At 63.0% G+C, this 12,027-nt stretch carries 11 protein-coding genes; 8 read left to right on the top strand and 3 right to left on the bottom strand.

Features of this window, described 5'->3' with window-relative positions:
• The first annotated feature begins 21 nt into the window (after window positions 1-21).
• From folD to IGS58_RS04080, 5 genes are all read left to right on the top strand, one after another.
• A complete protein-coding gene (gene folD, locus IGS58_RS04100; RefSeq protein WP_230520726.1) occupies window positions 22-867 on the top strand; it encodes a bifunctional methylenetetrahydrofolate dehydrogenase/methenyltetrahydrofolate cyclohydrolase FolD in 846 nt (281 codons plus the stop codon).
• Window positions 868-912: 45 nt separating this feature from the next.
• A complete protein-coding gene (locus IGS58_RS04095) occupies window positions 913-2,982 on the top strand; it encodes a M3 family metallopeptidase (protein WP_230520725.1) in 2,070 nt (689 codons plus the stop codon).
• A gap of 5 nt (window positions 2,983-2,987) precedes the next feature.
• Window positions 2,988-3,413, top strand: coding sequence for a DNA polymerase III subunit chi (locus IGS58_RS04090; protein WP_034786773.1), 426 nt, complete (start codon window positions 2,988-2,990; stop codon window positions 3,411-3,413).
• On the top strand, window positions 3,410-3,787 hold the full coding sequence (locus IGS58_RS04085) for a hypothetical protein (protein WP_230520724.1): 378 nt from the start codon (window positions 3,410-3,412) through the stop codon (window positions 3,785-3,787). The genes IGS58_RS04090 and IGS58_RS04085 overlap by 4 nt, the downstream gene beginning before the upstream one ends.
• Window positions 3,788-4,056: 269 nt before the next feature.
• Window positions 4,057-5,199, top strand: a complete 1,143-nt coding sequence (locus IGS58_RS04080; RefSeq protein WP_070257968.1) for a branched-chain amino acid ABC transporter substrate-binding protein — start codon at window positions 4,057-4,059, stop codon at window positions 5,197-5,199.
• A gap of 91 nt (window positions 5,200-5,290) precedes the next feature.
• On the opposite strand, the gene IGS58_RS04075 is transcribed toward IGS58_RS04080, so the two are convergent.
• Window positions 5,291-6,193, bottom strand: a complete 903-nt coding sequence (locus IGS58_RS04075; protein ID WP_230520723.1) for a LysR family transcriptional regulator — start codon at window positions 6,191-6,193, stop codon at window positions 5,291-5,293.
• Between the two features lie 91 nt (window positions 6,194-6,284).
• On the opposite strand from IGS58_RS04075, the gene IGS58_RS04070 reads away from it, so the two are divergent.
• Window positions 6,285-7,298: an NAD-dependent epimerase/dehydratase family protein gene (locus IGS58_RS04070; protein ID WP_070257970.1), complete on the top strand. Its 1,014-nt coding sequence runs from the start codon at window positions 6,285-6,287 to the stop codon at window positions 7,296-7,298.
• A gap of 21 nt (window positions 7,299-7,319) precedes the next feature.
• Here the strand turns inward: IGS58_RS04070 and IGS58_RS04065 are convergent, their stop codons facing one another.
• Together IGS58_RS04065 and ilvD are read right to left on the bottom strand one after the other, a co-directional pair.
• Window positions 7,320-7,631, bottom strand: coding sequence for a c-type cytochrome (locus IGS58_RS04065; RefSeq protein WP_034786554.1), 312 nt, complete (start codon window positions 7,629-7,631; stop codon window positions 7,320-7,322).
• A 345-nt stretch (window positions 7,632-7,976) separates the two neighbouring features.
• Window positions 7,977-9,842: a dihydroxy-acid dehydratase gene (ilvD, locus tag IGS58_RS04060; protein ID WP_034786553.1), complete on the bottom strand. Its 1,866-nt coding sequence runs from the start codon at window positions 9,840-9,842 to the stop codon at window positions 7,977-7,979.
• Between the two features lie 182 nt (window positions 9,843-10,024).
• Between ilvD and IGS58_RS04055 the strand changes: the two genes are divergently transcribed.
• Both IGS58_RS04055 and lgt read left to right on the top strand, forming a co-directional pair.
• Window positions 10,025-10,936: a LysR family transcriptional regulator gene (locus tag IGS58_RS04055; protein ID WP_230520722.1), complete on the top strand. Its 912-nt coding sequence runs from the start codon at window positions 10,025-10,027 to the stop codon at window positions 10,934-10,936.
• Between the two features lie 80 nt (window positions 10,937-11,016).
• Window positions 11,017-11,847, top strand: coding sequence for a prolipoprotein diacylglyceryl transferase (lgt, locus tag IGS58_RS04050; protein WP_230520721.1), 831 nt, complete (start codon window positions 11,017-11,019; stop codon window positions 11,845-11,847).
• Window positions 11,848-12,027 lie beyond the last annotated feature (180 nt).

Below are 12,027 nucleotides of genomic sequence, written 5' to 3'. Positions count from 1 at the left end.
ACAGCTCTCAGCCTCCCTACCATGCCAGCACAACTGATCGACGGAATCGCCCTCTCCCAAAAACTGCGCAGCGAGATCGCCACGCGCGCCGCCGCCCTCACGGCCAAGGGCACCCAGCCCGGCCTGGCCGTGATACTCGTCGGCGAAGACCCGGCCAGCCAGGTGTATGTCCGCAACAAGGTCAAGGCGTGCGGCGACGTGGGTTTTCACTCGGTGCTGGAAAAATATGAAGCGGACCTGTCCGAAGCGGACTTGCTGGCACGTATTGCCAGCCTGAATGCCGACCCGGCCATCCACGGCATCCTCGTGCAGATGCCCTTGCCCAAGCACATCAACCCGCACAAGGTCATCGAAGCGATCGCCACGACAAAAGACGTGGATGGCTATTCCGTCCTGAGCGCCGGCGAACTGATGACGGGCTTGCCCGGCTTCCGCCCGTGCACGCCGTACGGCTGCATGAAACTGATCGAAAGCACGGGCGTGGACTTGCGCGGCAAGCATGCCGTCGTCATCGGCCGCAGCAACACCGTCGGCAAGCCGATGGCCCTGCTGCTCTTGCAAGCGAACGCTACCGTCACCATCTGCCATAGTGCGACACCGGACCTGGGCCACCACACGCGCAACGCCGACATCGTCGTCGCCGCCGTCGGCCGCCGCAATACCCTGACGGCCGACATGGTCCGTCCGGGCGCCATCGTGATCGACGTGGGCATGAACCGCGACGATAACGGCAAGCTGTGCGGCGACGTGGATTTTGCCGGAGTGAAAGACGTCGCGTCGCACATCACGCCCGTGCCGGGTGGCGTGGGGCCGATGACCATCACGATGTTATTAATGAATACCGTCGAGGCGGCAGAGCGCGTGTAAAAACACCGGGGCGGCCTGACCGCCCTTTTATATATGGAACCGACGATGAATACCAATCCCCTGCTTGATTTTTCCGGCCTGCCACGCTTCGACGCGATCACGCACGAGCATGTCACGCCTGCCATCGATACCTTGCTGGCCCAGGCGCGCGCCACGGTGGCGCAGCTGGAAGCGCCCATGGAAGAAGTAAGCTGGGAGAACTTCGTTGCGCCCCAGGACCAGATCGCCGAAACCCTGGGCCGCGCCTGGAGCATCGTCAACCACCTCAACAGCGTGATCGATACGCCCGAGCTGCGCGCCGCCTACAATGCGAACCAGCCCAAGGTGACGGAATTCTGGACCGAGCTGGGCCAGAACGAAATCCTCTTCGGCAAATACAAGCAATTGCAGGCGCGCGCCGATTTCGCCAGCCTGTCGCCAGCGCGCCGCCGCATCGTCGACAATGCCGTGCGCGATTTCCGCCTCGGTGGCGCCGAGTTGCCCGAGGACAAGAAAGAGCGCTTTGGCGCCATCCAGGAAGAACATGCGGCCGTCTCGACGCGCTTTTCCGAAAACGTGCTCGACGCCACCAATGACTACAAGCTGCTGGTCGAGAGCGAAGCTGAACTGGCCGGCTTGCCCGACGACGTGAAGGCGGCCGCGCGCGCCGCCGCCGAAAAGGCTGGCAAAGCGGGCTATGAATTCTCGCTGCACTTTCCCTCTTACTACCCGATCCTGCAATTTGCCGACAACCGCGCGCTGCGCGAAACCATCTACCGCGCCAACGCCACCAAGGCCTCGGACCAGGGCGACGTGTTCAGCAAAAAAGAGGACTGGGACAATACGCACAACATCGTCACTCTGTTGCAATTGCGCGACGAAGAGGCAAAACTGCTCGGCTACGCCAATTTCGCCGAAGTGTCGCTGGTCTCCAAGATGGCCACCTCGCCCGCGCAAGTGATCGCGTTCCTGGAAGACCTGGCGAAACGAGCGCGCCCGTTCGCCGAGAAAGACTTAGCAGAACTAAAACAATTCGCGAAGGAAGAGCTGGGCATTGCGGAACTGCAAGCGTGGGACGTGCCTTACGCTTCCGAAAAACTGCAGGAACGCCGCTACGCATTCTCGGCCCAGGAAGTCAAACAGTACTTCCCTGAACACAAGGTGATCGACGGCCTGTTCCGCCAGATCCAGAACCTGTTCGCCGTCGAGATCAAGCTTGACGCGGCGTCCGTCTGGCACAAGGATGTGCGTTTTTACCGCATCGAGCGCGACGGCCAGCTGGTCGGCCAGTTCTACCTGGATCTGTATGCGCGCGCGGGGAAAAGCGGCGGCGCATGGATGGACGACGCGCGCGGACGACGCGCCGACGCGCAACACGTGCAAACGCCGATCGCTTATCTCACCTGCAATTTCACGGAACCGGCCGTGGTCGACGGCAAGGTACAGCCAGCCCTGTTCACGCACGATGAAGTGATCACCCTGTTCCACGAATTCGGCCACGGCCTGCACCACATGTTGACGGTGGTCGACGAGCTGGGCGTGTCGGGCATTGCCGGCGTCGAATGGGATGCTGTGGAACTGCCGTCGCAATTCATGGAAAACTTCTGCTGGGAATGGGACGTGCTCGAGCACATGACGGCGCATGCCGTCACGGGCGCGCCGCTGCCGCGCGCGCTGTACGACAAGATGCTGGCCGCCAAGAATTTCCAGTCCGGCTTGCAAACCCTGCGCCAGGTGGAGTTTTCCTTGCTCGACATGCATTTGCACTATGACTACGATGCCAGCACGGGCCAAAGCGTGCAGCAACTGATCGACGGCGTGCGCGCCAAGTTTTCGCTGCTCATCCCGCCCCCGTTCAACCGCTTCCAGAATGCCTTTGGACATATCTTCTCCGGCGGCTATGCGGCTGGCTACTACAGCTACAAATGGGCCGAGGTGCTGTCCGCCGACGCCTATGCAGCGTTTGAAGAAGCCAGGGCGCTGGGACCGGCCGCCACCACGGCGGCAGGCAAGCGCTACCTGCAGGAAATCCTGTCCGTCGGCGGTTCGCGCCCCGCGCTGGAATCGTTCACGGCCTTCCGCGGCCGCGAGCCGTCCATCGACGCCCTGCTGCGCCACAGCGGCATGGCCGCTTGATCGCCATGAGCCGCGTCGATTTTCACAGCAATGTGCCGGACAAGCTGGCCTACGCCTGTCGCCTGGCCCGCAAGGCCTACATGGCCGGCAACAAGGTCGTGGTGCTGGCGGCCGACAGCGCCCAGCTCGACGCCTTGAACAGCGCCATGTGGACCATTTCCGCCACGGATTTCCTGCCCCACGTGCTGGCCGGCGATCCGCTGGCGGCGCAGACGCCCATCATCCTGACCGATGACGAAGCGGCCGAACTGCCGCACCACGACATCCTCGTCAACCTGTCGCAATTGCCTCCCGCCAATTACGCGCAATTCCAGCGCGTCTTCGAGATCGTTTCCATGGATGAGCAAGATGCGCAAGCGGGTCGCCAGCGCTTCCTGCATTACCGCCAGCAAAACGTGCAGCCGACCCACTTCGTGGCAGGAAAGACATGAATCAACCGCCATTCGACCAGGGCATCCCCCTGCTGACGGAGGTGCTGCTGGGGCCGGAGGCGGCGCCCGCCATGCCAGTCGAGCCTGTTGTCGAGGCAGTGCCGGCGTTGCCGCCAACGGTGGCGCAACCCGACTGGGACGCCATCGAACAGCGGCTGACGCAACGCATCCTGCACCAGGTGCAGGGCAAGATCGACCATCTGCTGGAAGAGCGCATCGCCCACGTCCTGCAGACGGCCCTGCAAAACGCCCTGATCGGCATGCGCGGCGCCCTGCGCGAAGATCTGCAGCAGTCGCTGGAGCAGATCGTCGCGCATGCCGTGAGCCATGAGCTGGGACACTTGCACCCTCCCTCACAGGCGCTGCAACCATAAACTTGCTGCGCATCGTCGGGTTACGCGCTGCGCGCTAACCCGACCTACCCATCTACCCTATTCCTTCTTGCAACGCCATTCTTTGGTGCGCTCGCGCCTGCGAAATCGGTGCATCGCGCCTCACTTTGGTGATTGTTGCGACAAAATGTAAAAAGCCCGAAATGCGGCTTTGCGCCGCCTGTTTTTTGTTGTACCTTTCTTCACACGTACCGCCTGTCGAAGCGGTTTTCACGAGACGCCGCCGTATCTTTATCCATTGGAGAATGTTTATGCTGCTCAAGACCAAAGTCCTTCCTCTCGCCGTCGCCCTTGCCTTTGCCGGCCATGCGGGCGCACAGGAAATCATCAAGATCGGCCACGTCGCCCCGGTCTCTGGCGCCAGCTCCCACCTGGGCAAGGATAACGAGAACGCGGCCAAGATGGCGATCGAGGATTTGAACGCCAAAGGCTTCAAGATCGACGGCAAAGCCGTGAAATTCGTGCTGGTCCCCGAAGATGACGCAGCCGATCCCAAGCAGGGCACGGCCGTGGCGCAAAAGCTCGTCGACGCCAAGGTCAACGGCGTGGTCGGCCACCTGAATTCGGGCACGACGATTCCCGCCTCGCGCATTTACTTCAATGCCGGCATTCCACAGATTTCACCGGCGGCCACCAACCCGACATATACCCAGCAGAAATTCAACACGGCCTTCCGCGTCGTCGCCAATGACAACAAGCTGGGCGGAACTTTGGGCGCGTATGCCGTAGGCAAGCTGCAGGCGAAGAAAATCGCCGTCATCGATGACCGCACGGCATACGGCCAGGGCGTGGCGGAACAATTCGTCAAGGGCGCCAAGAAGGCGGCCCCAGGCGTGCAAATCGTCGGCAAGGAATTTACGAATGCCAACGCGACGGACTTCAATGCCATCCTGACCAGCATCAAGTCGAAAAATCCCGACCTGATCTTCTTTGGCGGCATGGACTCCGTGGGCGGCCCCATGCTGCGCCAGATGAAGGCGCTGGGCATCAAGGCCAAGTTCATGGGCGGCGATGGCTTGTGCACGGAACCGCTGGGCAAGCTGGCAGGCGACGCCGTGGGCGAAGACATGGTCACTTGCGCGGAAGCGGGCGGCGTGACGGGCGCGCAGCAAAAAGGCATGGACGACTTCCGCGCCCGCTACAAGCAGAAATACAATATGGAAGTGCAGCTGTACGCGCCATACGTCTACGATGCCGTGATGACCATGGCCACCGCCATGGCCGACGCGAAATCGTCGAAACCATCCGTCTACCTGCCTTTCCTGGCCAAGGTGCACTACCAGGGCGTGACGGGCCCGATCTCGTTCGACGCCAACGGCGACATCAAGGATGGCGCGCTGACCTTGTTCACTTACCGCGATGGCAAGAAGACCAAGATGGAAGTGGTCAAATAATAGAACCTACTGCGCGGCGCGATTTGCGGCCTGCGATGCTCACTGTGCATTCGCACAGCTCCGCTTCTCAGCCACAACTCACATCCGCTCGCTACGGTTCTTGCTGTCCGGCCACGTAAGCCAGTAACCCTTCGGCCAGCGCGTCGAAGGTGGCGCGGCAGCGCAGGCTGCCGCGCAAGTCTTCATGCATGGTGATCCAGGTTTCCATCAGTAGCGCAAACGCTTGCGGCAACACGCGCCGCAGGGCCGGATCGCGCGCCGCCAGACCCGCCTGGCACACGCCGACGCCGGCGCCCGCGCGTATCAGGGCCAGTTGCGCCAAGTCGCTGTCGCTGCGCCAGGCAAAATTTTCCCGCGCAAATCCATTGAAAGCCGCGCCCGCGTTGCGCACGAAGGCGCTCGCCTCGTCGTAGCCGATGACGGCATACTGCGCCAGATCGGCCAGTACCAGCGGCGTGCCATGCCGCGCCAGGTAATCCACGTGGGCATGCAGGCCCAGTTCGATATCGCCCACCTTGCGCGCCACCAGCTGTTCCTGGCGAGGCCGCAGCATGCGCACGGCGATGTCCGCTTCCCGTCGCAACAAATCCTGCACCTTGTTACTCAATACCAATTCAATGGTCAAGCCCGGATGGCGCGCACGCAGGCGGGCCAGGATGGGCGGCAGCACTTCCACGCCCACCACTTCGCTGGCCGCGATGCGCACGACGCCGGCCACGCCCTGCCCCTGGCTGCTGGCGGCGCGCTGCATCAGGGCGGCAGTATGTTCCATGGTTTCCGCATGGGGCCGCAGCGCGAGGGCCACTTCCGTGGGCAGCAAGCCCAGCTGGGAGCGCGTGAACAGGGTTGCGCCCAGCGCCTGCTCGAGCGCGGCGATATGCCGGCCGACGGTGGGCTGCGTGATGCCCAGCGCGCGTGCGGCGCCGGACAGGGAACCGTGCTTCAGCACGGCCAGCAGCGAACGGTAGTATTCCCAGGCGATCGAGGTAGTCATACATAAATGTATAGCCCATGGTCGATGCTCGTCAATTCCCAATTAGCCTTGCGCGGCAGATACTGGCTCCATCAACCACACGGAGGACAATATGGACAAAACGGTATTGGTGCTGGGCGCGACGGGCGGCATCGGCGGCGAGATGGTCCGCCAACTGCAGGCGGCAGGCTGGCAGGTGCGCGCCCTGACGCGGGGAGAAACGCCATCGCCACGCGGCGATAACATCGAGTGGCTGCGCGGCGATGCGCTGTCGCGCGCGGACGTGCTGGCGGCCGCGAAAGGCTGCGCCGTCATCGTGCACGCCGTCAACCCGCCCGGCTACCGCCACTGGGGCCGACTGGTACTGCCCATGCTCGACAACACGATTTCAGCGGCGATTGCCGAAGGCGCCACCATCGTGCTGCCGGGCACCGTGTACAACTTCGGTCCCGACGCCTTTCCCGCATCGGGAGACTTACTTGCGGAAGATGCGCCGCAACGCCCGCTCACGCGCAAGGGCGCCATCCGCGTGGCACTGGAAGCGCGGCTGGAATGGGCGAGCACGCAGGGCGCCAGGGTCATCATCGTGCGCGCGGGCGACTTCTTCGGCCCCCGCGCCGGCAACAACTGGTTTTCGCAGGGGCTGGTGAAACCGGGCCATCCCGTGCGCAGCGTGCTGTATCCCGGTACGCACGGCGTGGGCCACCAATGGTCCTACCTGCCCGACGTGGCACGCACAATGCTGCAATTGCTGGCCATGCGCGCCACCTTGCCGGCCTTCTCTCGCTTTCACATGGCCGGCCACTGGGACCACGACGGCCGGCAAATGACGGGCGCGATTGCCCGCGTAGTGGAACAGGCGACAGGAACTGCGCCCGCCATCCGGCGTTTTCCGTGGTGGCTGGTGGCGCTGGCGTCGCCGTTCGTGGCGACCCTGCGCGAAATGCGCGAGATGCGCTATCTGTGGCACACGCCCTTGGCCATGGACAATGCGCGGCTGCTGGCCGTGCTGGGCCAGGAGCCGCATACGCCGCTCGACGAGGCGGTGCGGGCGACATTGGAAGGCATGGGTAATCTGCAGAAGGCAGCGGGCAAAAAAAACGCGCCGGGATTGCCGGCGCGCTGATTGCAGGTACTGCGGCACAGATTATTTCTGTGCGAGTACCCATTTGACCAGGGTGTGGGCTTCCGCATCGCTCACTTGCGGGTTCGCTGGCATCGGGATCGCGCCCCAGGTGCCGGAACCGCCCTTCATGACTTTCGCCACGAGCTTGGCTTCCGCGTCTTTCTGACCGGCATACTTGGCAGCCACGTCCTTGAACGCAGGGCCCACCAGTTTCGTGCTCACCGCGTGGCAAGCCATGCAGTTTTTTGCTTTCGCCAGGTCCGGATTGGCCAACGCTGCTTGCGATGCCAAAGCCGATACGGCCAATACACTCACCAACATAAAACGTTTCATTGTCTTTTCTCCAAAGTTACTTCCTGCGGCATTTTACTGTGTTTCCGCAGATGCACCACGAGCCCAGATCAAGCGTTTCAATGTAGTAACGCAATGTAGTCAGGAGGCATGCATATTCTGCCCCATCTGCGCGTCCATGACCATGTTGTTTGTAAGGCGATGTAACGACAGCCGGCCCCGCGCAGCAAATCGGGGCCGGCTGTCTTACCTGCACAACAGTATCCAACACTTGGCAAAACCGTAGCGAGCGGCAGCGAGTTGTGGCTGAGAAGCACAGCTGTGCGAATGCACAGTGAGCATCGCAGGCCGCAAATCGCGACGCGCAGTAGGTTTTGCCTGGTGTGGTCAGCGCTTCTTCAGTTGGGAGAGATCGCGCACGGCGCCCCGGTCAGCCGACGTCGTCAGCGCCGCATACGCCTGCAGCGCCTGCGACACATAGCGCTCGCGGTTGACGGGCAGCCAGGCCGCGTCGCCCTTCGCTTCCATGGCGGCGCGGCGCGCGGCCAGTTCAACGTCCGTCACGCGCAAATTAATGGTGCGCTCGGGGATGTCGATGTCGATGAAGTCGCCCTCTTCCACCAGGCCGATGGCGCCGCCTTCGGCCGCTTCCGGCGAGGCGTGGCCGATCACCAGGCCCGAGGAACCGCCCGAGAAGCGCCCGTCCGTGAACAGCGCGCACGCCTTGCCCAGACCTTTGGATTTGATGTACGAAGTCGGGTACAGCATTTCCTGCATGCCGGGGCCGCCTTTCGGGCCTTCGTAGCGGATGATAACGACATCGCCTTCATGCACGGTATCGGCCAAAATCGCTTCAACAGCGGCATCCTGGCTTTCGAACACGCGCGCCTTGCCCGAGAATTTCAGGATGCTTTCATCGACGCCTGCCGTCTTGACGATGCAGCCCTTTTCCGCCAGATTGCCGTACAAGACGGCCAGGCCGCCATCCTGCGAGTACGCATGCGCCTTGTCGCGGATGCAGCCCGTGCTGCGGTCCGTGTCGACTGCCGCAAAACGCTCCGATTGCGAGAACGCCGTCTGCGTCGGCACGCCTCCCGGGGCGGCGCGGAACAATTCATGCACGGCCGGATTGTCCGTGCACATGATGTCGTTTTGCGCGATGGCGTCGGCCAGCGTCGGCGCGTGGATGGTCGGCAGGGTCGTGTTCAGCAAGCCGGCGCGTGCCAGTTCGCCCAGGATGCCCACGATGCCGCCCGCGCGGTGCACGTCTTCGATATGGTATTTGTCCGTCATCGGCGCGACCTTGCACAGGCACGGTACCTTGCGCGAGATGCGGTCGATGTCGGCCATCGTGAATTCCACTTCCGCTTCGTGCGCGGCGGCCAGCAAGTGCAGCACGGTATTCGTCGAGCCGCCCATGGAAACGTCGAGCGCCATGGCGTTTTCAAATGCGGACTTGGTGGCGATCGAGCGTGGCAGCACCGAGTAATCGTCCTGCTCGTAATGGCGCTTGGCCAGTTCGACGATCAGGCGGCCCGCGCGCAGGAACAGCTGCTGGCGGTCCGAGTGCGTGGCCAGGATGGTGCCGTTGCCGGGCAAGGCCAGGCCCAGCGCCTCGGTCAGGCAGTTCATCGAGTTGGCCGTAAACATGCCGGAGCAGGAACCGCAGGTAGGACAGGCCGAGCGTTCGATCTCGGCCACGTCGGCGTCGGACACCGTGCTGTCGCCGGCCTTGATCATGGCGTCGACCAGGTCCAGCTTGATGATCTTCTGCGTGCCATTGACCACCTTGACGACCTTGCCCGCTTCCATCGGGCCGCCGGAAATGAAGACGACGGGGATATTGATGCGCATGGCGGCCATCAGCATGCCCGGCGTGATCTTGTCGCAGTTCGAGATGCAGACCATCGCGTCGGCGCAGTGGGCGTTGACCATGTATTCGACGGAATCGGCGATCAGGTCGCGCGAAGGCAGCGAATACAGCATGCCGCCGTGGCCCATGGCGATGCCGTCATCGACGGCGATGGTGTTGAATTCCTTGGCCACGCCGCCGGCCGCCTCGATCTCGCGCGCCACCATCTGGCCCAGGTCTTTCAGGTGCACGTGGCCGGGCACGAACTGGGTGAACGAGTTGACCACGGCGATGATCGGCTTGTCGAAGTCGCCATCCTTCATGCCGGTGGCGCGCCACAGGGCGCGGGCGCCAGCCATGTTGCGGCCGTGGGTGGTGGTGCGGGAGCGGTATTGCGGCATGATGGACCTTCCAAAAGTGTTGGTGCCTGACTGTGCGGGCTTACAGAAAAATTCGCAGTAAAACCCTGCATGCAGTGGGGGTACGCCAGATTGCCTTGCGCGCGCCCCACTGTCAAATATATGATGCACGTGTCTGTGAGTCGCTTTATATATCACAGAACTTATTCCCCATGGAAACGCATATGAACCTTGAACTGCGCCAGCTGCGCTATTTCGTCACCGTCGCCGAGGAATTGCACTTCGGCCGCGCCGCCGCGCGCCTGCACATGACGCAACCGCCCCTGTCGCAAACCATCATGGCCCTGGAAGAATTGCTGGGCGCGCCCCTGTTCGTGCGCACGCGCCGCGAAGTGCAGCTGACGCCGGCCGGCACGGCCCTGCTGCCCGAGGCGCGCCGGCTGCTGGCGCAGGCGTTCGATTTGCCCGCGCTGGTGCGGCGGGCCGCGCAGGGCGAGGCGGGGCGATTGAGCCTGGCGTTTGTTTCCTCGGCCGACTACAGCGTGCTGCCGCCGCTGCTGCGCGCGTATCAGACGGCTTATCCGCAAGTACAGATCCAGTTGCAGGAGGCCACTTCCGACCTGCAGCTGGACGAATTGCTGGCCGGGCGCACGGATGCGGGCCTGTTGATCCCGCCCCTGCCCGAAAAGGCGAAAGGGGAACTCGATTACCTGCCCGTGCTGGCCGAGCCGCTGGTACTGGCCGCGCCGTCCGGCCTCGCCATTTTAAATACGCCGGGCGCCGTGCGCCTGCGCGACGTGCCGTCCCTGCCCTTGATCATTTTCCCGCGCGCGATCTCGCCCGCCCTGCACGACGCCATCCTCGGCGTGTTCCGCGCGGCCGGCATCACGCCGCAGATCGGCCAGGAAGCGATCCAGATGCAAACCATCGTCAGCCTCGTCTCGGCTGGCATGGGCATCGCGCTTGTGCCACAATCGGTATCGAATCTGATGCGCCCGGGCGTAGAATACAGGCCGCTGCAGGACGCCACGCCGCTGGTGGAAACGGGCCTGGCCTGGCGCCGCGACAATCCGTCCGCCGTGCTGCAAGGCTTTCTGGCGCTGTTGCGCAAGCAGATAAGCCACCCGGCACGATAAATTAAGTGACCGCTAAGGCAAAGAACCGCAAGCGCCCCCATACTACGCAACCTTGGCTTTAAACAAAGAAAGAAACCCCCATGCTGATACACCCGATGCCCGACCCGATAGCCATCCAGATCGGCCCGCTCGCCGTGCACTGGTACGGCCTGATGTATGTGCTGGCCTTTGCCCTGTTCATTATCCTGGGCCGCGTGCGCATCAAGCAGCCGCATATCGCCGTGCTGGGCTGGAAGAAGGAAGACCTCGATGACATGCTGTTCTACGGCATGCTGGGCGTGGTGATCGGCGGGCGCCTGGGCGAAGTGCTGTTCTACCGTCCCGAATACTTCATGCACAATCCGCTCGAGATCTTCATGGTCTGGCATGGCGGCATGTCCTTCCATGGTGGCTTCCTCGGCGTCATCCTGGCCATGTACCTGTGGAGCCGCAAGGCGGGCCGCAACCTGTTCGATGTGCTCGACTTCATCGCGCCGCTGGTGCCGCTCGGCTACGCGGCCGGCCGTCTGGGCAACTTCATCAATGCAGAACTGCCGGGCCGCATCGCCCCGGAAACCCTGCCGTGGGCCATGCAATGGCCAGGCATTCCGTATCCCGTGCACCCGTCACCGCTCTACCAGATGCTGGTCGACGGCATCCTGGTGTTCATCATCCTGTGGCTGTATGCGCGCAAGCAGCGTCCGCGCATGGCCGTGGGCGCCATGTTTACCCTGCTGTACGGCTGCGCGCGCTTCTTCACGGAATACTTCCGCACGCCGGACTGGGAAGTCGTGTGGCTGGGCGTGCCGATCACCTCGGGCCAGATGCTGTCCCTGCCGATGATCGTCGGCGCCATCGCGCTGCTGGTGTGGGCGTATAAAAGCCAGGTAATGGGCACGCCGCCCACCAAGGCCCGCCCGGCCAACATGTAAAACGGCCGTTCTCCCGATGGCGCGCCAGGCAGGCGCGCCATTCTCCCTCCCCCGGCAACTTTTCCCTCAAAGCAGCACAATTTCCTTGCGGAATGAATCTTCGCTTGCGATAGCGCAATGATCGCTTTACCCTGCAGCAAGAGCAGGGCATGCAATCATGCTGTGTTGGCAATTCGAGCG

This window comes from Janthinobacterium sp. EB271-G4-7A (genome assembly GCF_020858075.1).
Taxonomy (GTDB): domain Bacteria; phylum Pseudomonadota; class Gammaproteobacteria; order Burkholderiales; family Burkholderiaceae_D; genus Janthinobacterium; species Janthinobacterium lividum.
Note: the sequence above shows the minus strand (reverse complement) of the source record. Positions and strands in the feature narration are given on the sequence as shown.